Origin of the sequence: Profundibacter amoris (assembly GCF_003544895.1) — a bacterium.
Taxonomy (GTDB): domain Bacteria; phylum Pseudomonadota; class Alphaproteobacteria; order Rhodobacterales; family Rhodobacteraceae; genus Profundibacter; species Profundibacter amoris.
The window spans coordinates 1,026,703-1,049,004 of sequence record NZ_CP032125.1 but is presented as its reverse complement, the minus strand read 5'-3'; the positions used below and the strand labels follow the sequence as shown (position 1 = coordinate 1,049,004).

At 57.5% G+C, this 22,302-nt stretch carries 24 protein-coding genes; all 24 read right to left on the bottom strand.

What is annotated here, in order from left to right:
• Positions 1-2: 2 nt before the first annotated feature.
• Positions 3-1,676, bottom strand: a complete 1,674-nt coding sequence (locus tag BAR1_RS05235) for a ribonuclease J (protein WP_118942043.1) — start codon at positions 1,674-1,676, stop codon at positions 3-5.
• Positions 1,673-2,452 carry a type III pantothenate kinase gene (locus BAR1_RS05230; protein ID WP_118942042.1) on the bottom strand — a complete coding sequence of 260 codons (780 nt, stop codon included), beginning with the start codon at positions 2,450-2,452 and terminating at the stop codon, positions 1,673-1,675. Before BAR1_RS05230 ends, BAR1_RS05235 begins: the two co-directional genes overlap by 4 nt.
• A gap of 11 nt (positions 2,453-2,463) precedes the next feature.
• Complete coding sequence (locus BAR1_RS05225; protein ID WP_407681524.1) at positions 2,464-3,261, bottom strand: biotin--[acetyl-CoA-carboxylase] ligase; 798 nt, start codon at positions 3,259-3,261, stop codon at positions 2,464-2,466.
• Positions 3,251-4,690 (bottom strand): NADH-quinone oxidoreductase subunit NuoN, encoded by a 1,440-nt coding sequence (gene nuoN / locus BAR1_RS05220; RefSeq protein ID WP_118942040.1) that lies wholly within the window; start codon positions 4,688-4,690, stop codon positions 3,251-3,253. Before nuoN ends, BAR1_RS05225 begins: the two co-directional genes overlap by 11 nt.
• 10 nt (positions 4,691-4,700) lie before the next feature.
• The gene (locus tag BAR1_RS05215; protein ID WP_118942039.1) at positions 4,701-6,239 is read right to left on the bottom strand and encodes an NADH-quinone oxidoreductase subunit M; all 1,539 of its coding nucleotides are present in this window, start codon (positions 6,237-6,239) and stop codon (positions 4,701-4,703) included.
• Entirely contained in the window at positions 6,239-8,305 is a 2,067-nt protein-coding gene (nuoL, locus tag BAR1_RS05210) for an NADH-quinone oxidoreductase subunit L (RefSeq protein WP_118942038.1), read from the bottom strand. Before nuoL ends, BAR1_RS05215 begins: the two co-directional genes overlap by 1 nt.
• 5 nt (positions 8,306-8,310) lie before the next feature.
• A complete protein-coding gene (gene nuoK / locus BAR1_RS05205; protein ID WP_118942037.1) occupies positions 8,311-8,616 on the bottom strand; it encodes an NADH-quinone oxidoreductase subunit NuoK in 306 nt (101 codons plus the stop codon).
• 107 nt (positions 8,617-8,723) lie between these two features.
• On the bottom strand, positions 8,724-9,338 hold the full coding sequence (locus BAR1_RS05200) for an NADH-quinone oxidoreductase subunit J (RefSeq protein ID WP_118942036.1): 615 nt from the start codon (positions 9,336-9,338) through the stop codon (positions 8,724-8,726).
• Positions 9,339-9,380: 42 nt separating this feature from the next.
• A complete protein-coding gene (gene nuoI / locus BAR1_RS05195; protein ID WP_118942035.1) occupies positions 9,381-9,872 on the bottom strand; it encodes an NADH-quinone oxidoreductase subunit NuoI in 492 nt (163 codons plus the stop codon).
• Positions 9,873-9,876: 4 nt separating this feature from the next.
• Positions 9,877-10,914, bottom strand: coding sequence for an NADH-quinone oxidoreductase subunit NuoH (gene nuoH / locus BAR1_RS05190; RefSeq protein WP_118942034.1), 1,038 nt, complete (start codon positions 10,912-10,914; stop codon positions 9,877-9,879).
• A gap of 6 nt (positions 10,915-10,920) precedes the next feature.
• On the bottom strand, positions 10,921-11,325 hold the full coding sequence (locus tag BAR1_RS05185; RefSeq protein WP_194295032.1) for a hypothetical protein: 405 nt from the start codon (positions 11,323-11,325) through the stop codon (positions 10,921-10,923).
• 2 nt (positions 11,326-11,327) lie between these two features.
• Positions 11,328-13,349 carry an NADH-quinone oxidoreductase subunit NuoG gene (gene nuoG, locus BAR1_RS05180; RefSeq protein WP_118942032.1) on the bottom strand — a complete coding sequence of 674 codons (2,022 nt, stop codon included), beginning with the start codon at positions 13,347-13,349 and terminating at the stop codon, positions 11,328-11,330.
• A gap of 4 nt (positions 13,350-13,353) precedes the next feature.
• Positions 13,354-13,767, bottom strand: a complete 414-nt coding sequence (locus BAR1_RS05175; protein WP_118942031.1) for a DUF5333 domain-containing protein — start codon at positions 13,765-13,767, stop codon at positions 13,354-13,356.
• A gap of 67 nt (positions 13,768-13,834) precedes the next feature.
• Entirely contained in the window at positions 13,835-15,130 is a 1,296-nt protein-coding gene (nuoF, locus tag BAR1_RS05170) for an NADH-quinone oxidoreductase subunit NuoF (RefSeq protein ID WP_118942030.1), read from the bottom strand.
• 5 nt (positions 15,131-15,135) lie between these two features.
• Entirely contained in the window at positions 15,136-15,366 is a 231-nt protein-coding gene (locus BAR1_RS05165; protein WP_118942029.1) for a DUF5337 domain-containing protein, read from the bottom strand.
• A 16-nt stretch (positions 15,367-15,382) separates the two neighbouring features.
• Positions 15,383-16,291, bottom strand: a complete 909-nt coding sequence (locus BAR1_RS18085; protein WP_194295020.1) for a hypothetical protein — start codon at positions 16,289-16,291, stop codon at positions 15,383-15,385.
• Positions 16,292-16,418: 127 nt separating this feature from the next.
• Positions 16,419-17,555, bottom strand: a complete 1,137-nt coding sequence (locus tag BAR1_RS05155) for an NADH-quinone oxidoreductase subunit E (protein ID WP_118942028.1) — start codon at positions 17,553-17,555, stop codon at positions 16,419-16,421.
• The gene (locus tag BAR1_RS05150) at positions 17,555-17,857 is read right to left on the bottom strand and encodes a hypothetical protein (protein WP_118942027.1); all 303 of its coding nucleotides are present in this window, start codon (positions 17,855-17,857) and stop codon (positions 17,555-17,557) included. The genes BAR1_RS05155 and BAR1_RS05150 overlap by 1 nt, the downstream gene beginning before the upstream one ends.
• Entirely contained in the window at positions 17,854-18,387 is a 534-nt protein-coding gene (locus BAR1_RS05145) for a hypothetical protein (RefSeq protein ID WP_118942026.1), read from the bottom strand. Before BAR1_RS05145 ends, BAR1_RS05150 begins: the two co-directional genes overlap by 4 nt.
• The gene (locus BAR1_RS05140) at positions 18,384-19,610 is read right to left on the bottom strand and encodes an NADH-quinone oxidoreductase subunit D (RefSeq protein ID WP_118942025.1); all 1,227 of its coding nucleotides are present in this window, start codon (positions 19,608-19,610) and stop codon (positions 18,384-18,386) included. Before BAR1_RS05140 ends, BAR1_RS05145 begins: the two co-directional genes overlap by 4 nt.
• Before the next feature lie 4 nt (positions 19,611-19,614).
• Entirely contained in the window at positions 19,615-20,496 is an 882-nt protein-coding gene (locus tag BAR1_RS05135) for a sulfotransferase (protein WP_118942024.1), read from the bottom strand.
• The gene (locus tag BAR1_RS05130) at positions 20,496-21,107 is read right to left on the bottom strand and encodes an NADH-quinone oxidoreductase subunit C (protein ID WP_118942023.1); all 612 of its coding nucleotides are present in this window, start codon (positions 21,105-21,107) and stop codon (positions 20,496-20,498) included. The genes BAR1_RS05135 and BAR1_RS05130 overlap by 1 nt, the downstream gene beginning before the upstream one ends.
• 8 nt (positions 21,108-21,115) lie before the next feature.
• Complete coding sequence (locus BAR1_RS05125; protein ID WP_118942022.1) at positions 21,116-21,649, bottom strand: NuoB/complex I 20 kDa subunit family protein; 534 nt, start codon at positions 21,647-21,649, stop codon at positions 21,116-21,118.
• Entirely contained in the window at positions 21,640-22,005 is a 366-nt protein-coding gene (locus tag BAR1_RS05120; RefSeq protein WP_118942021.1) for an NADH-quinone oxidoreductase subunit A, read from the bottom strand. The genes BAR1_RS05125 and BAR1_RS05120 overlap by 10 nt, the downstream gene beginning before the upstream one ends.
• Between the last annotated feature and the right edge of the window lie 297 nt (positions 22,006-22,302).

The following is a 22,302-nucleotide window of genomic DNA, read 5'->3' as shown; positions in this document are numbered from 1 at the left end:
AACTATCCAATCAACCGGCTGATAACCACTGTCACCTCGGGCTTCTTGCCAATCTCGTCCATCACCGACCGGCGCACTTCGCGACGGATGGCCTCTTCCATCTTGTCGTCATCGCGCAAGGTTTTATCGTTCATCCGCATCAGGATCTGACCCAGATCACCCTCGACCACCTCGACCAGTGGCGCATTGGACTTGCCCAGTTCGGCCAGCCCCATCACCTCGACCCAGGCATCACCCAATGGCTCGTCATCTTCGTCCATGATCACGGTGGCCGTCACATGCCCGTTCAACGCCATGCGGATCCGGTCGCGGACAATGCCGTCCATCGCGCCGATCTGCACGCTGCCGTCCAGATAGGTGCGGCCGGTTTCGATGTATTCCACCACATCGGGCGCGGGGCCGGAAATGTCGGCCATCATGCCGTTGACCAGCAGTGCCCCCGCGCGGCCCTTTTCAATCGCCAGCCGCGTGTGCTGGCGCAGATGCCGGTGTTCACCGTGCATCGGGATCACCATTTCGGGGTTCACAATGTCATGCATCCGCAGCAGATCGGGCCGGTTGGCATGTCCGGAAACGTGGTAGCGTCCGGCGCTGTCATCCACAATGTCCACGCCCATTTCGGAATAGGCGTTCATAATGCGGATTACGCCACGTTCATTGCCGGGAATGGTTTTGGAGGAAAACAAGAACATATCCCCGTCCTTCATCGTCATCCCCAGATATTTCCCGCGTGATAGCTGAGCCGAGGCCGCGCGGCGTTCGCCCTGACTACCGGTGACGATCAGCATCAACTTGTTTCGCGGCAGATCGCGGGCTTCCTCGACCGGAATGGTTGCCGGAAATTTTCCAATGATCCCCGTGGCTTCACCCGCCGCCACCATCCGCTGCATGGCACGGCCCAGCAGGCACACGTCACGCCCCGCCGCCTGCCCTGCCTCGGCCAGTGTTTTCAGGCGTGCGATGTTCGAGGCAAAGGTGGTGGCCACAACCATCCCTTTGGCCCCCGCCACCAGCTTGGTAATCTCGGGTTTCACGCTGGCCTCGGAACGGCCCTCGTGTTCGGAAAAGACGTTGGTGGAATCACAGACCAGCGCCTTGACCCCGCCCTTGGACACCTCGCGCCATAGCGCTTCGTCAAACGGCTCGCCCAGCACCGGCGTTTCGTCCAGTTTGAAATCACCCGTGTGGATCACCCGCCCCGCAGGGCTGTCGATCACAAGGCCCGAGCTTTCGGGGATCGAGTGGGATATCGGCAGGAACGACACCGTGAACGGCCCCGCCTTGACGGTTTCAGGATAGGGGGAAACGGTGGTTACCTCGTCCGGCGACTGGCCGGCATCCTCCATCTTGCGGCGTGCGTGGTGGGCGGTAAAGGCCCGCGCATAGACAGGTGCGCCCAGACGACGCCACAGGTGGCCCAAACCGCCAACATGGTCTTCGTGCGCATGGGTGATGAAAATCGCATCCAGCCGTTTTTTATTCGTCTCAAGCCAGGCAATATCAGGCACGATCAGGTTCACCCCCGGACTGCTGTCCATATCGGGGAATGTCACGCCGATATCGACAAGGATCAGGCGTTCCTTGCCCGGTTTGCCATAGCCATAGACATAGGCGTTCATGCCGATTTCACCCGCCCCGCCAAGGGGCAGATAGATCAGCCGGTCAGATTTCGTCATATATTTCCCTGCTCTTTGTTATAGGCGTGGATCACCACCAGACCATACATGGTCAAATCGTCCTCGATCGTGTCAAACAGCGTTTCTGCCTGCGCGAAAAGGGGGGCGAGTCCACCGGTGCCGATAATCTTCATCGGTTTGCCATATTCGTCCCGCACCCTTTGGGTCAACCCCTGAATCAACCCGACATAGCCCCAGAAAATCCCCGACTGGATACATTCCACTGTATTGGTGCCGATCACCTTGTCCGGCTGCGATATATCCACATGCGGCAGGGCGGCAGCACCCTGATGCAACGCTTCCAGCGACAGGTTGACGCCGGGGGCAATCACCCCGCCGACATAGGCACCATCACTGGCCACCACGTCGATATTAGTGGCTGTGCCAAAATCCACCACCATCACATCGCCACCGTGGCGATCAAAGGCACCGGCGGCATTGGCCAGCCGGTCCGGCCCCACAGCCGTGCCGGTGTCCACGCGCGGGGTATGTTGCAGCAGGCATTCGGGTTTACCTACCACCAGCGGGCGGCAACCAAAGAAACGATCCGCGAAAACGCGCAGGTTCCAGACCACCCGCGGCACGGTCGAGGAAATCACCACATCGGTGATCGGGGCATCAATGCCGTAATGATTGATCAATGTGGAATACCATGTGAAATAGGCATCCGCCGTGCGCGCATGGTGGGTAGAGGTGCGCAGGGTGCAGAGGAATTTTTCGCCATCCCATAGGGAAAACACCGTATTGGTATTGCCGCAGTCGATTGCCAAAAGCATTGGGGTGCTCCCTAAAAATAAACCTCGCCGGCAGGAATCGCCTGCAGGCCTTCGCTTGTCCTTAGTATAAGTGCGCCACTGTCGTCCACCGTTTCAAACGTGCCCGTCTGCTCGGCCGTGCCCATGCGGGCCGTGATCACCTGCCCCAGACGCGCCGCGCGGTCCAGCCATGCGGTGCGGATCGGGGCAAAACCGTAAGTCTTGAACTGTGCCTCGTATCGGGCAAAGGCGGGGGCAAGGGCGTTCAGGAAATCCTCGGGCGTGACATCTGCACCGGTTTCCGACAACAGGCTGACGGGGGGCACGGCGTGCTCCTCGATCTGTGTTGCATCGGGGGCGTTCAACAGGTTCACACCGATGCCGATCGACAGGGTGCCGGTGCTGTTGCTTTCCAGCAATATCCCCGCCAGCTTGCCGCCATTCAGCAGCACGTCATTTGGCCATTTCAACGCGACCCGCGCTGCCCCGGACCTGCTCCGGGGCCTCGTGTTGTTGCTGCCGGAAGGCCCCGGATCAAGTCCGGGGCAGCAGGCGCAAACCGCATCATACAAGGCCAGCGCGGCAATGAAGGACCGCAGCGCCGCACGCTCCGGCCCGCCACCCGGGCGCATCACCAGAGTTGCCGCAAAATTTCCGTCCGGATCCACCCATTCCCGCCCGCGGCGTCCGCGCCCTGCGGTTTGGCGCAGGGCCAGAATCCATGTCGGCCCCGCCAATGACGGGGCCTGACGGGATGCCTCGGAAAGGGTGCTGTCGACCTCGGGCAGAATGATCCGCCCATAGCCGACAGGCCAGTGGCTAGTTGACAAGAGCCTCGGCCGCCATGGCCGCGTAACCATCAACACCAAACAGGTTGACCAGCCCCAGCAGCATGATTGCAGCCGATGCCATCAGGAACACCCATTGGGTCGGGGCCATGCGTTTGTCCAGCGCATCATCATTGGCTTCGCCGAAATACATGTAGTAAACGATCCGCAGGTAATAGAACGCCCCGATCACCGAGGCGACCACACCGGCAATGGCCAGCCATGTCATATTGGCGTCAACCGCCGCTTTCAGCACATAGAATTTCCCGAAGAACCCTACCATCGGCGGCACACCGGCCAACGAGAACAGCAACACCAACATCGCCAGCGCCTTGAGCGGTTCGGCCTTGGAGTACTGGTTCAATGAGGCAATGTCGGTTACCGGACGGCCGTCTTTCTCCATCGACATGATAAAGGCGAAGGTGCCGATGTTCATGGTGATATAGATCGCCATGTAAACCAGCATCGCCTGAACCCCGCCAACGGTGCCAGCCGCCAGCCCCATCAGGGCGAACCCCATGTGGGAAATCGACGAATAGGCCATCAGGCGTTTGATATTTTTCTGCCCGATCGCGGCAATCGCCCCAAGGAACATCGAGGCCACAGCCAACAGCGCAATGATCTGGCTCCAGTCCGCCACTGCCATGCCAAAGGCATCATGCACCACGCGGGCAAACAGCCCCATCGCCGCCATTTTCGGCGCGGTGGCAAAGAAGGCGGTGACCGGTGTCGGCGAGCCCTCATAGACATCCGGCGTCCACATATGGAACGGCACGGCGGACACTTTGAACGCCAGCCCCATGATCACGAATGTCAGGCCAAACAGCAGACCCAGCGGGATGCGTCCTTCGGCGGACAGGATGATGTCCGAGAACACCGTGCTTCCGGCAAAGCCATAAACCAGTGACGCGCCATACAGCAGGATGCCCGACGACAAGGCGCCCAGCACAAAGTATTTCAGGCCCGCTTCGCTCGATTTCAGACTGTCGCGGTTCAATGATGCCACGACGTAAAGCGCCAGCGATTGCAGTTCCAGCCCCATGTATAGTGCCATCAGGTCGCCAGCGGAAACCATCATCATCATACCGACAGCCGACAGGGCCACCAGAATGGGGTATTCAAACCGCAACAACCCGCGGCGCGACATGTAATCCTGACTCATCAGCAACACGGCGGCGGCGGACAGCAGGATCGTCACCTTGGCAAAGCGCGAGAAACTGTCATCCACAAAGGCCCCGTGGAACGCTATATGCGTGCCGGCGGGCGACAGGGCAATCCAGATGCCGATGCCGGCCAGAACGGCGGATGTGGCCCAAAGGATCAGCGGTGCCACCTTGTCCTTGCTGGTGTAGACCCCGAACATCAGGGCGGCCATGGCGAATACCGCCAAGGTGATTTCAGGCAGAACAATGGAAATATCGGCGTTCAGCATTTCGCCACCCCTAATGTGTTGCCAGTGCCGCGGCCGCATCGGCCGGGATCACTGCGTGATAGTTATTAACAAGCGCTTCGACCGAAGGGCCGATGATATCCAGCACCAGCGCCGGATAAATCCCCAACAGCAGGGTCATGAACACCAATGGTGCAAAGATCAGCTTCTCGCGGGTATCCAGATCTGTGATGGATTTCAGGCTTTCCTTGATCAGGTCGCCAAACACGACGCGACGATACAGCCACAGCGCATAGGACGCCGACAGGATCACGCCGGTTGTGGCAAAGGCCGCAACCCATGTGTTCACCTGGAAAATCCCCATCAATGTCAGGAATTCCCCGACAAAGCCCGAGGTGCCGGGCAGGCCGACATTGGCCATGGTGAAGAACATAAAGATCAGCGCATATTTCGGCATCCGGTTTGCCAGACCACCATAGGCGTCAATATCGCGGGTGTGCATCCGGTCATAGATCACGCCGACACATAGGAACAGCGCGCCCGAGACAAAGCCGTGGCTGATCATCTGGAAGATGGCGCCATCAACACCCTGCTGGTTCACCGCAAAGATACCCATGGTCACATAACCCATATGCGCGACCGAGGAATAGGCGATCAGCTTTTTCATGTCTTCCTGCACCATCGCCACCAGCGAGGTATAGACAATCGCAATCACCGACAACCACAGCACCAGCGGCCCCAGTATGTCGGACCCGACAGGGAACATCGGCAGGCTGAACCGCAAGAAGCCATAGCCCCCCATCTTCAACAGCACCGCCGCCAGCACAACCGAACCGGCCGTGGGGGCCTGAACGTGCGCATCCGGCAGCCAGGTATGCACCGGCCACATCGGCATTTTCACCGCAAAGGAGGCAAAGAATGCCAGCCACAGCAGGGTTTGCAACCCGCCGATAATCTGGAAGCCGAAGATGCTCATCGTGCTGGAGCTGAAGGTGTGGTTCAGCAGCGTCGGAATATCCGTTGTGCCCGCGTCACGATACATGGCGATCATCGCCACCAGCATCAGCACCGATCCCAAGAAGGTATAAAGGAAGAACTTGAACGCGGCATAAATCCGGTCCTTGCCGCCCCAGATACCAATGATCAGGAACATCGGGATCAGGCCTGCTTCGAAGAACAGATAGAACAGCACCAGATCCAGCGCCATGAAAACGCCCAGCATCAGGGTTTCCAGCAACAGGAAGGCGATCATGTATTCCTTGACGCGCACCGTTACGCCCCAACATGCCGCAATGGTGATCGGCATCAGGAAGGTGGTCAGCATCACGAACAAAACCGAAATCCCGTCCACGCCCATTTTGTATTTCAGGCCAAGGATCCAGTCCTTTTCCTCGACGAACTGGAAACCCGTATCCGCAGGCTCGAACCCGGTCAGGATGAAAATTGACAGGATGAACGTGGCCGACGTTGCCAGCAGCGCCAGCCATTTCGCGTTCTTTTGCGCCGCAGCATCGTTGCCGCGCAGGAATACCGCCAGTATCAGTGCCGCAAGGGCGGGGATAAAGGTGACAATAGAAAGAAGGTTTTCCATTATTCTGCCCCCCCGCTGATCGCCATCCATGTGATCAGAACAACAATCCCGATCACCATGGCCAGCGCATAAGTAAAGACATAACCGCTTTGGGCGCGGCCTGCGAGGCGGGTAAAGAACGGGATAATCCCCATTGCCACCCCGTTGATGCTGCCATCAATCACGCCCATATCACCCTTCTTCCACAGGAACCGGCCAATCGCGAACGCAGGGCGCACGATCAACGCGTCGTAAATTTCATCGAAATACCATTTGTTCAGCAGGAACCGGTACAGCATCGGCTGGATTTCTGCCAGACGGCGCGGCGCGGCCGTGTTGACGATATAGAAATACCAGGCCAGCACAAAGCCCAGAACCATCGCGATAAACGGCGACACCTTGACCCAGGCCGGGGATTCATGCGCCTTTTCGATCACTTCGTTTTCCGGCCCCATAAAGATCGCACCCTTTGGGGCGCCCTCGTTCATGGCGTTATGGCTTGTGGTGGCTTCAGATGCGGCTTCACCTTCAGCCATAGCCTCGGTCTGATGCTGTTCCATACCAAAGAACGTCAGCATCTTTTCGTGGTCGCCAAAGAAACTGTTGTACCAAACCATCCCCGAGAAGACGGCGCCAAGACCCAGAACACCCAGCGGCACCAGCATGGTCAGCGGGCTTTCGTGGGCGTGGTCATGGGTGTGTGCGTCACCGCGCGCCTTGCCCCAGAAGGTCATGAACATCAAACGCCAGCTGTAAAAACTGGTGAACGCCGCAGCGATGACCAGCGCCCAGAAGGCGTAGTAGGACGCACCGGTCCCGCCTGCAAAGGCGCTCTCGATGATCGCGTCCTTGGACAGGAAGCCGGCAAAACCGATGCTGGTCAGCGGGATACCCACACCGGTGATCGCCAGCGTGCCAATCAGCATCGCATAAAACGTCATCGGGATTTTCTTGCGCAGGTTACCGTAGTTGCGCATGTCCTGTTCGTGGTGCATCGCGGTGATTACCGAACCGGCGCCAAGGAACAACATCGCCTTGAAAAACGCGTGTGTCAGCAGGTGGAACATGGCCACGCCGTAAGCGCCAACACCAGCCGCCACGAACATATAGCCCAGCTGCGACATGGTTGAATAGGCGATCACACGTTTGATATCGTTTTGCACCAGCCCGATTGTGGCGGCGACAAAGGCCGTGGCCGCGCCGATTACCACGATGAATGTGGTGGCTTGTGGCGCGTATTCCATCAGCGGCGACATGCGGCAGACAAGGAACACACCGGCGGTCACCATGGTCGCGGCGTGGATCAGGGCCGACACAGGGGTCGGGCCTTCCATCGCGTCGGGCAACCAGGTGTGCAGGAACAATTGCGCCGATTTCCCCATCGCGCCGATGAACAGCAGAACAGCCAGCAGGTTGGCGGCGTTCCATTCCGTCCAAAGGAATTGCAGGTTGGTTTCAGCCAGTTGCGGTGCGGCGGCGAAAACATCGTCCATTTTGATGCTGTCGGTCAGATAGAACAGGCCAAAGATGCCAAGGGCAAAGCCGAAATCGCCCACACGGTTGACCACAAAGGCCTTGATCGCGGCGGCATTCGCGCTGGGTTTTTTGTAGTAAAATCCGATCAGCAGGTAGGACGCAACGCCAACCCCTTCCCAGCCAAAGAACATCTGCACCAGATTGTCAGCGGTTACCAGCGCCAGCATAGCAAAGGTAAAGAACGACAGATACGCAAAGAAGCGCGCCTTGTAGTTCTGGCCCTCGCCCCACTGCGGGTCGTCCTCCATATAGCCAAAGCTGTAGAGGTGAACCAGACTGGACACCGTGGTCACCACAATCAGCATGATCGCGGTCAGGCGATCCAGCCGGATGCCCCAATCGGTGGACAGCGTGCCGCTTTCGATAAAGCGCAGGATCTGGATGTGCTGGGTTTCCCCGTCAAAGGTCAGGAACACCACCCAGCTTAGCAGCGCCGACAGGAACAACAGCCCCGTGGTCAGCATCTGTGCGCCTTTTTCGCCGATGATCCGCCAACCGAAACCGGCGATCAGCGCGCCGATCAGGGGGGCAAAAAGTATTGTTTGCAGCATCGTATTTACCCCTTCATCACGTTGACGTCTTCAACGTCAATCGTGCCGCGGTTGCGGAAGAACACAACAAGGATCGCCAGACCGATCGCCGCCTCGGCGGCGGCTACGGTCAGCACGAATATGGTGAACACCTGCCCGACCAGATCGCCGGAAAAGGACGAAAAGGCGACAAGGTTGATATTGACAGCCAGTAGCATCAGTTCGATCGACATCAAAATGATGATCACGTTCTTGCGGTTCAGGAAAATCCCGAAAATCCCGATCACGAACAGCGCGGCGCCGACGGCCAGATAGTTTTCAATTCCGATCATGATCACGCCCCTTAGTAATGTTCTTGTTTTTTCGGGAAAAATTCTGGGCAAACATGATCGCCGCTCCAACAGCAAACCCGATAAGCACTGATTTGAATGTTAACATCTTACAACCCCTGCCCCGGTTTCACGTCAATTACTTCCATCGCCTTGGCCGGATCACGATGCATCTGCGCCATCACGTTCTGGCGCTTGATGTTCACACGGTGGCGCAGTGTCAGCACAATCGCCCCGATCATCGCCACCAGCAGGATCAGCCCTGCCGTCTGGAAGAGATAGATATATTTATCATAGATCAGCTGCCCCAATGCGGCTGTATTGTGGACCTCGGTCATATCGGGGGCCACGGCGCGGCGTACGGCCTCGGCATTTTCCGACACCTGCCAGACACCGAATGCCAGCGACAGCTCTAGCAACAGAACCACCCCGATCAACAGCGCAATCGGCACATATTTGGCCATCTGTCCGCGCAGTTCGGCAAAGTCCACGTCGATCATCATCACCACGAACATGAACAGAACCGCCACAGCGCCAACGTAAACAATGACCAGCAGCATCGCCACGAATTCGGCCCCCAGCAGCACAAACAGCCCTGCCGATGACAGGAACGCCAAAATCAGCCATAGCACCGAATGCACAGGGTTTTTCGAGACGACCGTAAACAGCCCCCCGATCACCGCACTAATGGCGAAGATGTAAAATGCGAAATCGGCTACACCCATTTCTATGTCCCTTCGTTCACGGGGTCGTTGCCCCTGCTTGCCTTAGCGATAAGGCGCGTCCAGTTCCAGATTGCGGGCAATTTCGGCTTCCCAGCGGTCGCCGTTGTCCAGCAGTTTTTCTTTGTCGTAAAACAGTTCTTCGCGGGTTTCTGTGGCGAATTCGAAATTCGGCCCCTCGACGATCGCATCCACCGGACAGGCCTCTTGGCAGAAACCGCAGTAGATGCATTTGGTCATGTCGATGTCATAGCGCGTGGTGCGGCGGCTGCCATCATCCCGTGGCTCGGCGTCAATGGTGATCGCCTGTGCGGGGCAGATCGCCTCGCAGAGTTTACAGGCAATGCAGCGTTCCTCGCCGTTCGGATAGCGGCGCAGCGCGTGTTCGCCGCGAAAACGCGGGCTCAGCGGGCCCTTTTCATGCGGGTAGTTCAGCGTGGCCTTGGGGGCAAAGAAATACTTGAATCCCAGCTGGAACCCTTTGATGTAATCAAACAGCAGGAAGTATTTGGTTGCGCGAACGTAATCAAATGCCATGTTCTTATCCCCCTACGGCCCAGCGGGCATAGGCCCCGCCGAAGGCTCCGAAATGCGCCATGAAGGCAACGAATACGACCCATGCCAGCGACAGCGGCAGGAATACTTTCCAGCCAATGCGCATCAGTTGGTCATAGCGGTAGCGCGGGGTGATCGCCTTGACCATCGCGAAGATGAAAAAGAAGAACACCATTTTGCCAAACATCCACAGCACACCATCGGGCAGGCCCGGGATGGGCGACAGCCAGCCGCCAAAGAACAGCACCGAAATCAGGCCGCACATCATAAAGATGGCGATGTATTCACCGGCCATATACAGCAGATAAACGGTTGCCGAATATTCCACCATAAAACCCGCAACCAGTTCGGATTCTGCTTCGGGCAGGTCGAACGGCGGGCGGTTGGTTTCCGCCAGCGCGCTGATGAAGAACAGGAACACCATCGGGAAATGCGGCAGCCAGTACCAGCTGAAGAAGCCGTAATTGCCATCCTGTGCCCGCACAATATCGCTGAAATTCAGCGAGCCTGTGGAAATGATCACCCCGATCAGGATCAACCCGATCGACACCTCGTAGGAAATCATCTGTGCGGCAGAACGCATCGCCCCAAGGAACGGGTATTTCGAGTTGGACGCCCAGCCGCCGATGATCACGCCGTAAACCTCAAGCCCGCCAATCGCGAACACATAGAGCACCGCAACGTTCATATCGGCCAAAACCCAGCCGTCATTGAACGGCAGCACTGCCCATGTCAGCATCGACATCACAAAGGCCACCATCGGCGCAAGGAAGAACAGCGGCTTGTCCGCACCGGCCGGCACGATCACTTCTTTCACCACATATTTCAGCGCATCGGCCACCGATTGCAGCAGACCATAGGCCCCCACAATATTCGGCCCTTTGCGCATCTGCACAGCGGCCCAGATTTTACGATCGCCCCAGACAAGAAACAGCAGTGAAATCATTACAAAAGCAATGATCGCAAGCACTTGTGCGAAGATTAGTACGAATATCCCCAGCGGGGTTGCTAAAAATTCAGCCATTGGTCCTCACACCCTTGGTATCTTGTTTTCGACGCATCCGGCCACCGCGGCCCTGGCATCGATCGTCTTCAGTCCCAGCGGCTTGTCTGCCGAGATGGTATAAATAGCATCCCCGCGCCACTGGCCATTCTTTTCGTCAATATTTGTGCGCAAATGGCGCAAATAATTGTAGCCACGGATCAGCGTATATTCCGCCGCCGCACATTCAGCATAGGCCGCCACATCCGCCCGGTCCCGCGCCCCGCGCATGGTGACGAACATATTGACCAGATCATCATCCAGCAGGCGCGTCTGCACCCCCAGATATTCCGGCTCGAACGCCATTTGATCCACAGGTTCCGCAGGCGCACAGGCTGCCACCCCGCCCAAAAGGGCAAGGGCAATCGGGGCCTTATGAACCGCCTGCTGCATCATCACTCTGCCGCCACCTTTGTTGCGCCGCGTGCCTTGGCCAGTGCCGACAGTTCGCCCATCAGCTTGCTGGCCCGTGCAATCGGGTTGGTCAGATAGAAATCATTGATCGCGTTCAGGAATGTGGCCGTTTTGGCCGGATCGCGCAGCGCCACCCGTTTCCATTCGTTTTGCGGAACCACGTCGATTTTCGCCATATGCGGCACCTCGGCGACGATCGCCTGACGCAGCTGCGCCAGCGTGTCATAAGGCAGTGCAGCCCCCAATTCCCCCGACAGCGCCCGCAGGATGGCCCAGTTTTCCTTGGCCTGCCCCGGAGGGAAACCGGCACGGTTGGCCATCTGTGGCCGCCCCTCGGCATTCACGAACACGCCACTTTCCTCGGTATAGGCTGCGGCAGGCAGGATCACATCCGCCCGATGCGCGCCACGGTCGCCGTGGCTGCCCTGATAAATCACAAACGCGCCCTTGGCGATTTCCACCTCGTCTGCACCCAGATTATAGACCACCTCGGCCCCGTCCAGCGCGGCGGTCATGCCGCCTTCGGTCACGGCCCCCACATCCATCGCGCCCACGCGGGCGGCGGCAGTGTGCAGCACCATCAGTTTGCTGTCTGTGGCCTCGGCCAGTTTCATCGCCTGGGACAGAACGGCTTCGCCATCGGCCTCGCGCAGCGCACCCATGCCGACGATGACAACCGAAGGCACTTTCAGCACCTCGTCGAATTTCTTGTCCATGGTCGCCATCAGATCGGCCCGGCTGTCACCCATGTGGAAATAATCGTAAGTCAGGTCTACCGGCTGCCCGATCAGACCAATCTGCGCCCCGTTGCTCCAGGCCTTGCGGATGCGCGCATTCAGAACCGGTGCTTCGTTGCGCGGATCACAGCCGATCAGCTGGATCATCTGCGCATTGTCGATATCCTCGATCGTGGCGGTGCCAACGTAACCGGAACGGTTGCCTTCGGGCAGTTTCGCCCCGTCAACGCGGCATTCGACATTGCCCCCCAGCCCCTCGATCAACTGTTTCAGGGCAAAGGCGGCCTCGACCGGAACCAGATCACCGACCAGACCGGCAACCTTGGCGTCTTTCATGGCTTTGGCAGCAGCGGCCAGCGCCTCGCCCCATGTTGCGGGCTTCAGCTTGCCGGCCACGCGTACATAGGGCTGGTCCAGACGTTGGCTACGCAACCCATCCCAGACAAAACGGGTTTTGTCGGAAATCCATTCTTCGTTCACACCATCATGGTTGCGCGGCAGGATGCGTTTGACTTCGCGCCCTTTGGTATCCACCCGAATGTTGGACCCCAGCGCGTCCATCACGTCGATGGTCTCGGTCTTGGTCAATTCCCACGGGCGGGCGGTGAAGGCATAGGGCTTGTTGGTCAGCGCGCCGACAGGGCACAGATCAATGATGTTGCCTTGCAGGTTGCTGTTCAGGGTTTCATCCAGATAGGCGGTGATTTCCGCATCCTCGCCACGGCCGATCTGGCCCATCACGGTAATACCCGCCACTTCTGTGGTAAAACGCACGCAACGGGTGCAGGAAATACAGCGGGTCATTTCGGTGGCGACCAGCGGTCCAAGCTCCAGATTATCAACCGCGCGTTTGGGTTCTTTGTAACGGCTTGCGGAAATACCGTAAGCCATCGCCTGATCCTGCAAATCGCATTCGCCGCCCTGATCGCAAATCGGGCAATCCAGCGGGTGGTTGATCAGCATGAATTCCATCACGCCTTCGCGCGCCTTTTTCACCATCGGCGAATTGGTTTTCACCACCGGCGGCTGGCCTTCGGGACCGGGGCGCAGATCGCGCACCTGCATGGCGCAGGAGGCCGCAGGTTTGGGCGGCCCGCCGACAACCTCGACCAGACACATGCGGCAATTCCCCGCGATGGACAGGCGTTCGTGATAACAAAAACGCGGGATTTCCACGCCGGCTTGTTCACATGCCTGAATAAGGGTCATTGCCCCTTCAACTTCGACTTCGGTGTCGTCGATGATGATTTTGCGCAGGTCGGTCATGGTGTTATCTTGCCCTCAACATCTGGCCAATAAGGCTTTTCTTGGCGATTTCTTCACGGCCCACAGCGCAATAGCTTTCGGGATCGCCTTCTACCGCGCCACGCGCTTTCAGGTAATCCGCCGCCATGCCTTTGACGCGGGCTTTTTCTTTTGGATCTTTCAGGAAGGCCCGAACCTCGGGTTCGGTATAGCCTTTGCTGATCGCATAGGATTTCAGCGCGTTCAGCTTGCTCCAGGCGACAAACATCCGGGCCGATATGCTGGGGCAGGTTTTGCGGATATTATCCGCCACCACGCCGGCCATCAGCGAATAATTGATATGGTTTTCTTTTGGCAGGGGCGTTTTGGCCAAGGCCATGCCCGTTGTCAGGGTGAAAACAGTCAAAGCGGTTACAAATGTGGTTTTTGCATAAGTCATAGGTCGTCTCCTTTTGATAAAAAGGAGATGGGTACGCCACCTGTTGTTATGCAATAACACTGTATCATCACTCGGCTGCCACAGCGGAAACCCGCCCTGTTTTCTTGTACTTGATCCGGTCCTCGATTTCCTCGCGGAAATGGCGCACCAGCCCCTGAATGGGCCAGGCTGCCGCGTCGCCAAGCGCACAAATCGTGTGCCCTTCGACCTGTTTGGTCACGTCCAGCAGCATGTCGATTTCTTCAATTTCCGCATCGCCCGTCACCAGACGGTCCATCACACGCATCATCCAGCCGGTGCCTTCGCGGCACGGGGTGCACTGGCCACAGCTTTCGTGCTTGTAGAATTTGCTTAGGCGCCAGATCGCTTTGATGATGTCGGTGCTTTCGTCCATCACGATCACCGCTGCGGTACCAAGACCCGAGCGTTGTTCACGCAGCCAGTCGAAATCCATGATACATTCGTCCGCCACATCGCGTGGCAGCAACGGCACAGAGGACCCGCCCGGAATAACCGCTTTCAGATTGTCCCAGCCCCCGCGAACACCGCCGCAATGTTTTTCCAGCAGTTCGCGCAGCGGGATCGACATTTCTTCTTCGACCACACAGGGGTTCACCACATGGCCGGAAATCCCGAACAGTTTGGTGCCCGCGTTATTCGGGCGGCCCATGCTGGAGAACCAGCTGCCACCACGCCGCATGATGGTCGGGATCACGGCGATGGATTCAACGTTGTTGACCGTGGTCGGACAGCCATACAGACCCGCACCAGCCGGAAACGGCGGCTTCATGCGTGGCATGCCTTTCTTGCCCTCCAGGCTTTCCAGCATCGCGGTTTCCTCGCCGCAGATGTAGGCGCCAGCACCATGGGCCAGATAGAGGTCGAAATCCCAACCGGATTTCGCGGCATTCTTGCCCAGCAGTCCGGCGTCATAACATTCGTCGATCGCCGCTTGCAGTGCTTCGCGTTCGCGGATGAATTCACCGCGGATATAGATATAGGCCGCATGTGCCCCCATCGCGAAGGACGCAATCAGCGCGCCTTCGATCAGGGTATGCGGATCATGGCGCATGATTTCGCGGTCTTTGCAGGTGCCGGGTTCGGATTCATCGGCGTTGATCACCAGATAGGCGGGGCGGCCGTCAGATTCCTTGGGCATGAAGGACCATTTCAGGCCGGTCGGAAAACCCGCGCCACCACGGCCGCGCAGGCCGGATGATTTGGCCTCTTCCACGATCCAGTCGCGGCCCTTTTTAAGGATCGCAGCCGTGCCATCCCAATGGCCACGCTTTTTCGCGCCCGCAAGGCTGCGGTCATGCATCCCGTATAGATTGGTAAAGATCCGATCCTGATCCTTGAGCATGGGCCTTATCCTCTGCTGTCCCGGCGCCTGCGCCAGATTTGATATGTTACGATCATTGTCCAAAAGAACGCGGCCAATGCGGCCAGATCAAACAGGAAGGCAAATTTCGGGTCCAGCCCGATCCGCCCGCCAATCCACTGAGCCCCCATCCACAGCACCACGACAACCGCGATAACCACGGCCACCATACGCGACTTGCGCGCCAGTGCTTGTTCCTGATCGGGGCTTAGTGTCATTTCCTAACTCTCTCGTTTACTTCTTGTTCTTGGCGTAGACACCGCCCTTTTCCACTTTCTTGGAAAATTCGGTCTTTCCGCCCTTGGCAAGAACTTTGGCCTGCTTCACCCATTCGTCACGCGAAACACGGCCTTTGAAACCTTCTAGGTTATCGTCAACCCACTGCACTTCTTTTGCGCGCCAGCCGGCAACCTGATCAAAATGGAACACCCCCATTTTGTTCAGCATTTGCTCCAGTTTCGGGCCGACACCCTTGATCTGCTTCAGATCATCCGCACCACCGGCACGGGGTTTCTTCAGAAACTCGGGCTTGCCGTCCTTGGCCACGGGTTTGCGGGCCGGTTTGGTTGTGGTTTTTGTGGCCTGCTTTTTGGCTTCCGGTTTTGCGGCGGCTTTAGGTTTCGCAGCCGCTTTCGGCTTGCTTGCGGCTTTTGGCTTTGCGGCCGCCTTGGCTTTGGCTTTGGGCGCTGTTGGTGCTTTGGCGGCTGGTTCGGGCTTGGGTGCATCACCTGCCTGGGCCGCATCCGCTTTGGAAACGCTATCCTCTGAGGCCGTTTTTACCACTGCGACAGGTTTTGCTGCCGCTACAGGCCTGGGTTCTTCCGGTGCCCTTTCGGGGATGCCATAAGGCATTCCCAAATCACCAGTGGTGATATTTTCGACCTCGGCAACGGCAACCGGATCGGCTGCAATTTCATGGACTTCCGGTTCGGGATGACGGGTTTCGGTTACGCCGGCACAGAAAAACCGTTGCAGCAGAAAACCGACTACACCCAACACAATCAAAGCCGCGATAATCGACACGATTGCGCCCATCTGATAACGACCGGTCATGATCAGATAGGTTGCGAAACCCAATAACGCCCCCACGATCCAGCTCATCACCGGACAGGTAAACAGACCGCCTTCTTTTTCTTCACTCATATCATTCATCCCTTATTTTCCCTGTTGCAATAAAATACACACAGAACCGCAGACGATGCTGCCCGCACCGGGCGCCCGTTTCTTTTTGCTGTGTTCTGTTTGTCACTCATAACCTGTTTTACCGGCGCTATTTATAAACGCCGCCCTTTTTGACTTTTTTCGAAAACTCTGTGGTGCCGCCCTTGGCCAGAACCTTGGCCTGTTTGACCCATTCATCCCGCGAAACCCGGCCTTTGAAACCCTCAAGGTTGTCATCGACCCATTGCACTTCTTTCGCACGCCAGCTTGCGACCTGATCAAAATGGAACACACCCATGGTGTTCAACATCTTTTCCAGTTTCGGACCAACGCCCTTGATCTGTTTCAGGTCATCAGCACCACCGGCGCGGGCCTTTTTCAGCAACTCGGGCTTGCCGTCTGCCGCCACGGGCTTGCGGGCAACCTTGGTGGTGGTTTTGGTGCCGCGCGGTTTGGCCGCCGGTTTCGCTGCGGGCTTGGCCTTTGGCTTTGCTGCGGCTTTCGGCTTGGTTGCCGGTTTCGCCGCTGCCTTGCCGGATTTTCCCAGCCATGGCGTCAGCAAAGGCACCTCTGTGCCGTCAATCCGCTTGACCGTATCGCCAACATCCACCGCGCGTTGCACGGATGCATTATATTGCGTCTTGCCGCTGTCATATTCGGTCAATGACGTCAAACCCGCCAGCGGTTCGGCAGCATAGCGTCCGTTCTGCGGGCCGGGCACGGGCACTTTGCCTTCGGCCAGTTCGTCCAGAATTTCGGTGAACCGCGCGGCGGTCAGATCCTCGTAGTAATCCTTGCCGATTTGCGCCATCGGCGCGTTGGTGCAGGCGCCCAGACATTCCACCTCTTCCCAGCTGAATTTGCCGTCTGCCGACAGTTCATGCGGGTTTGGGGCGATTTTCTCGCGGCAAATACCGATCAGATCTTCGGCGCCGCAAATCATACAGGATGTGGTGCCGCATACCTGAATATGCGCGACCGATCCAACCGGCTGCAACTGGAACATGAAATAGAACGAGGCCACCTCATAGGCGCGGATATGAGCCATACCCAGCATATCGGCGACATATTCCATCGCCGGACGGGTCAGCCAGCCTTCTTGTTCCTGCGCGCGCCACAGCAGCGCGATGATGGCGCTGGCCTGACGGCCTTCGGGATATTTCGTGATCTGCGCCTCGGCCCATGCCTGATTGGCAGGGGTATAGGCAAAATCATCCGGTTGCGTATGGTGCAGGCGTCGCAGCATTACGGGCATCCCTCGTTTATCAGTTTCAGGCTGTCGCTTTCCCGGACCACTTCTCCGGTTTCTTTCAGCTCAAGCACAATCGCGGTCAGTTTTTCTTCGGAAAAACCGGTTTGTTTTTCGACCTTCACCGCCGCTTCTTCCGAATTCACAAGGCATCCGGCAGAAATCATCGCGGCGATAAATCTGTCTTTTTGTTTTTGCGTCACATGGCTTTCGTCAGCCGGCGCACAACCGGCTGTGAAAGCCATACCACACAGGGCAACGGCCTTTGTCACAAAGGATATGTTGCCGATCTGGATCATTTGCTGACATCCGCAAAAGGAACGCATGTGACCTTGGGCTGATTGGCAGCCATCGCGGCATCGTCATTCCCGGCAACAGCAGCGAAATATTCATCCGACAGATCAAAGTGGCAAAACTCGATATCGCTTTCGCCTTCGATCATCACGATATTCTGCGTCACGTTCACATAGGCTTCGGAATTGTCGATGAAGTTATACAGTTCCGCCGTGTCATTGATTTCGGCAGCGGTATCAACCACGTTGAATTCGGTGATCGAGGCGCAAACGACCTCGGGCTGGTTTACCTCGATCCCGGCGGCGTCCCCTGCCCCGTATGCGGCAAAGAATTCCGGTGTCAGGCCGAAACGGCAGGCTTTGATATCATCCTCGCCTTCGATCATCACCACATTGTCGCGCACGTTGAAATACCCGTCCGAATTGTCGATCAGGCGATATAACCCTTTGCTGGGGCTTTGCACATTCTGCGCCATCGCGGGCATGGCAACCAGGGCCACCGCAACAACGGTTGTCAGTTTAGTAAATTTAATCATCTGTCAATTTCTCCAAATACAACGTCCATACTACCGATAATTGCCGCGACATCGGCCAACTGGTGGCCGGTCGCAACGAAATCCATTGCTTGCAAGTGCAAATACCCCGGCGCGCGGATCTTGGCGCGGTAAGGTTTGTTGCTGCCATCTGCCACCAGAAACACACCGAATTCCCCTTTGGGTGCCTCGATCGCGGCGTAAACCTCGCCGGCGGGAACGTGGAAACCCTCGGTGTACAGTTTGAAATGGTGGATCAGCGCTTCCATGCTGGTTTTCATCTCGCCGCGTTTTGGCGGGGTCAGCTTGCCCCGCGCCAGAACATCGCCCGGCTCGTTGCGCAGTTTTTCACAGGCCTGACGGATGATCTTGATGCTTTCGCGCATTTCCTGCATCCGGCACAGATAGCGGTCATAACAATCACCATTTGTGCCCACCGGAATGTCGAATTCGAATTCGTCATAACATTCATAAGGCTGCGCGCGGCGCAAATCCCAGGCAAGGCCGGACCCGCGCACCATTACACCGGAAAAACTCCAGTCCAGAATATCCTGTTCCTTGACAACCCCGATATCCACATTGCGCTGCTTGAACACACGGTTTTCGGTCAGCAACCCGTCCAAATCTTCCATGAACTGCGGGAATTCGTTCACCGCCCAATCGTCAATATCCTCGATCAGTTGCGGCGGCAGATCCTGATGCACACCACCGGGGCGGAAATAGGCCGCGTGCAGGCGTGCGCCACAGGCGCGTTCATAAAACACCATCAGGATTTCGCGTTGCTCGAACCCCCAGACCGGCGGCGTCAGCGCGCCAACGTCCATCGCCTGTGTGGTCACGTTCAGCAGATGGTTCAGGATACGGCCGATTTCAGAAAACAGCACGCGGATCAACGATGCCCGGCGCGGCACCTCGACGCCCGTCAGTTTTTCAATCGCCAGACACCAGGCGTGTTCTTGATTCATCGGCGCAACGTAATCCAGCCGGTCGAAATAGGGCAGAGATTGCAGATAGGTGCGGCTCTCCATCAGCTTTTCGGTGCCGCGGTGCAGCAGGCCAATGTGCGGGTCAGCGCGTTCTACAATCTCGCCGTCCAGTTCCAGAACCATACGCAACACACCGTGGGCCGCAGGGTGCTGCGGGCCAAAGTTGATATTGAAATTGCGGATTTTCTGTTCGCCCTGACGGGCATCAACCGATCCGTCGTCAAATTTGGAGCCGTCCATAATCCTAGACCCTCGCCATATTGTCCTGCCAGCGGGCAGGAAGTGTCTGAAAGCGCTTTTCAACCGCATGGTATTGCGGCGCAAGCAGTTTTTGCAGGCCGGAGCGTCGCGCCGCGTCCAGCTTAATCGGCACACCCTGATGTATTCTTTTGTCCAGGGCCGCCTTGTGATTGCTTAGCCCCAAAAAGGCGCACAGCTCGCGGATGCTGTCGTCTGTAAACAGGGTCTCGTAGAACATCACCTTGCGGCGCGCCTCGGGCACGGCAGTTTCCAGCGCCGTCAACCCGTGGACATAATCCGAACGCTCATACGCGGGGCTGGATTTGCCATCCAGAATCCGGTCCACCTCGGCCAGCGCAAGGGCGCGCATCGCTTTGGGGTCTTTGGTTTTGCGCCATGCGTTCATGCGGATATTCGACCACAGCCGATCCAGCGGGTCGCGCAGCAAATAGACAAACCGCGTATTCGCCACTACGCCGGCCATCTGTTTCAAACGGGCAACCGGCATCATCGAATATTCCGGCGTAATATCCGCCGTCAGCTTGGCCCCATTGGCCTGATCCATCATATAGGCCGCATAGGCCGCCGGATCATCGCGATGCTCGCGCAGAACCTTCAGCCAGTGGCGCGTCTTGTTCAGACGCTTGCGGATCATCGGCTTGCGATCTTCGGGGGCGGTTTCCAGACTGTCCTTCAGATCGGCGATCAACACGCGCACCTTCTTGATCTGGCCCTCGAAATGGTCATTTTCCAGCATGTAGAAATAGCGCAGCTCCTTATAGGGCGGCATGGCGCACTCGGGGTGCCCCTCGAGGTAGTTGAACAGCCAGCTGGTGCCGGCCTTCACTGCCCCGATACCGTACATGAGAACCGCCTCGCCCATCATCAGCCCTTTGCCTCGTCGGTTTTCTCATCGCCGGGCAGGATGTATTGCGCCCCTTCCCACGGGGACATGAAATCGAACTGCCGGTATTCCTGAACCAGTGTCACCGGCTCGTAAACCACGCGCTTTTCCACTTCGTCATAGCGCACTTCGACATAGCCGGTGGTCGGGAAATCCTTGCGCAGCGGATGGCCGCGAAAGCCGTAATCGGTCAGAATGCGGCGCAGATCGGGATGGCCGGAAAATAGAATACCGAACATGTCGAACACTTCGCGTTCAAACCAGCCTGCGGATTTATGCACATCAGTGATCGACGGCACGCTTTCCTCTTCGCGGATGGCGCATTTCAGCCGGATGCGGTGGTTCTGATACATCGACAGGAAATGGTAAACCACATCGAACCGCTTGACCCGTTCGGGGTAATCCACCGCCGTGATGTCAATCAGCGATGAAAACCGGCAGGTGCGGTCCACCTTCAGAAACTCGACAAAGCCGGCCAGCCCCGTCGGGGCAATCTCGACCGCCAATTCGCCGTTGGTCACGCAATAGGACAGCACATCATCCGGCCGTTTGGCCTGAATATGGGCGCCCAGTTCATTCAATGCGTCTGACATATCCACCCCTACCTGATCAAAGTGCCCGTGCGGCGGATCCGGCGCTGCAACTGCAACACACCGTAAACCAGCGCCTCGGCTGTCGGCGGACAGCCCGGAACGTAAATATCGACCGGCACAATCCGGTCACAGCCCCGCACCACGGAATAGCTGTAGTGATAATACCCGCCACCATTGGCGCAACTGCCCATCGAAATCACATAGCGCGGCTCGGGCATCTGGTCGTAAACCTTGCGCAGGGCCGGTGCCATCTTGTTGGTCAGCGTGCCGGCCACGATCATCACGTCCGACTGGCGCGGGCTCGCCCGCGGCGCAAAGCCGTAGCGCTCGATATCATATCGCGGCATCGCCGTGTGCATCATTTCAACCGCACAACAGGCCAGACCGAATGTCATCCAGTGCAACGATCCCGTGCGTGCCCAGTTGATGATGTCATCTGTGGTGGTCAGCAGAAAACCCTTGTCGGCAAGGGCATCGTTCATCGCCCGAACCGACACATCCTTGTCGGCCCCTGCGGTGTTGGCTCCAGACATCACTCCCATTCCAGCGCCCCTTTCTTCCACTCATAGGCAAAGCCGATGGTCAGCACGCCCAAAAACACCATCATCGACCAGAACCCGACATCTGTCATATCCTTGAACGTCACCGCCCAGGGAAACAGAAACGCAATTTCCAGATCAAAGATGATGAACAGAATGGCGACCAGATAAAACCGCACATCGAATTTCATCCGCGCATCGTCAAACGCATTAAATCCGCACTCATAAGCGCTCAGCTTTTCCGGATCGGGATTCGTTGGCCCAAGGATGACAGCGGCAAGGATCAGAACGGCCCCCAATGCTGTTGCCATGCCCAGAAAAACAAGGATGGGGAGGTATTCTCGTAACAGGTCTTCCACGTGTGGCTCCTTAACGCGCTCGTATTGCACATGTTGTTGCTCTTTGGTGGTTTACTCCTGCCTTATGTGCGGGTCAACAGAACCCGTGCCCCCAAATGCAGGATATTTTGGCCCCTGGTGCATTTTGTATGCAATTGTGTGCTGATCTGGATCAAGCTTTGCCAGAACATCCCGAAAACGCCCGAATCCCCGCTTCTCTTTTGCGCAAAATATCCTCGGCGGGAATTGCCGCAGGCAAGGGGGGGCGACAGCCCCCGATCCCGAGCATCAGCGAGATATAAAGCGTTGCTTCAGCAA

What these genes read in the sequence shown, in the direction of transcription:
- BAR1_RS05235 (WP_118942043.1), bottom strand. Translation starts at nt 1,676, where the DNA reads ATGACGAAATCTGACCGGCTGATCTATCTGCCCCTTGGCGGGGCGGGT.
- BAR1_RS05230 (WP_118942042.1), bottom strand. Translation starts at nt 2,452, where the DNA reads ATGCTTTTGGCAATCGACTGCGGCAATACCAATACGGTGTTTTCCCTA.
- nuoN (WP_118942040.1), bottom strand. Translation starts at nt 4,690, where the DNA reads ATGCTGAACGCCGATATTTCCATTGTTCTGCCTGAAATCACCTTGGCG.
- BAR1_RS05215 (WP_118942039.1), bottom strand. Translation starts at nt 6,239, where the DNA reads ATGGAAAACCTTCTTTCTATTGTCACCTTTATCCCCGCCCTTGCGGCA.
- nuoL (WP_118942038.1), bottom strand. Translation starts at nt 8,305, where the DNA reads ATGCTGCAAACAATACTTTTTGCCCCCCTGATCGGCGCGCTGATCGCC.
- nuoK (WP_118942037.1), bottom strand. Translation starts at nt 8,616, where the DNA reads ATGATCGGAATTGAAAACTATCTGGCCGTCGGCGCCGCGCTGTTCGTG.
- BAR1_RS05200 (WP_118942036.1), bottom strand. Translation starts at nt 9,338, where the DNA reads ATGGGTGTAGCCGATTTCGCATTTTACATCTTCGCCATTAGTGCGGTG.
- nuoI (WP_118942035.1), bottom strand. Translation starts at nt 9,872, where the DNA reads ATGGCATTTGATTACGTTCGCGCAACCAAATACTTCCTGCTGTTTGAT.
- nuoH (WP_118942034.1), bottom strand. Translation starts at nt 10,914, where the DNA reads ATGGCTGAATTTTTAGCAACCCCGCTGGGGATATTCGTACTAATCTTC.
- BAR1_RS05185 (WP_194295032.1), bottom strand. Translation starts at nt 11,325, where the DNA reads ATGCAGCAGGCGGTTCATAAGGCCCCGATTGCCCTTGCCCTTTTGGGC.
- nuoG (WP_118942032.1), bottom strand. Translation starts at nt 13,349, where the DNA reads ATGACCGACCTGCGCAAAATCATCATCGACGACACCGAAGTCGAAGTT.
- BAR1_RS05175 (WP_118942031.1), bottom strand. Translation starts at nt 13,767, where the DNA reads ATGACTTATGCAAAAACCACATTTGTAACCGCTTTGACTGTTTTCACC.
- nuoF (WP_118942030.1), bottom strand. Translation starts at nt 15,130, where the DNA reads ATGCTCAAGGATCAGGATCGGATCTTTACCAATCTATACGGGATGCAT.
- BAR1_RS05165 (WP_118942029.1), bottom strand. Translation starts at nt 15,366, where the DNA reads ATGACACTAAGCCCCGATCAGGAACAAGCACTGGCGCGCAAGTCGCGT.
- BAR1_RS18085 (WP_194295020.1), bottom strand. Translation starts at nt 16,291, where the DNA reads ATGAGTGAAGAAAAAGAAGGCGGTCTGTTTACCTGTCCGGTGATGAGC.
- BAR1_RS05155 (WP_118942028.1), bottom strand. Translation starts at nt 17,555, where the DNA reads ATGCTGCGACGCCTGCACCATACGCAACCGGATGATTTTGCCTATACC.
- BAR1_RS05150 (WP_118942027.1), bottom strand. Translation starts at nt 17,857, where the DNA reads ATGATCCAGATCGGCAACATATCCTTTGTGACAAAGGCCGTTGCCCTG.
- BAR1_RS05145 (WP_118942026.1), bottom strand. Translation starts at nt 18,387, where the DNA reads ATGATTAAATTTACTAAACTGACAACCGTTGTTGCGGTGGCCCTGGTT.
- BAR1_RS05140 (WP_118942025.1), bottom strand. Translation starts at nt 19,610, where the DNA reads ATGGACGGCTCCAAATTTGACGACGGATCGGTTGATGCCCGTCAGGGC.
- BAR1_RS05135 (WP_118942024.1), bottom strand. Translation starts at nt 20,496, where the DNA reads ATGATGGGCGAGGCGGTTCTCATGTACGGTATCGGGGCAGTGAAGGCC.
- BAR1_RS05130 (WP_118942023.1), bottom strand. Translation starts at nt 21,107, where the DNA reads ATGTCAGACGCATTGAATGAACTGGGCGCCCATATTCAGGCCAAACGG.
- BAR1_RS05125 (WP_118942022.1), bottom strand. Translation starts at nt 21,649, where the DNA reads ATGGGAGTGATGTCTGGAGCCAACACCGCAGGGGCCGACAAGGATGTG.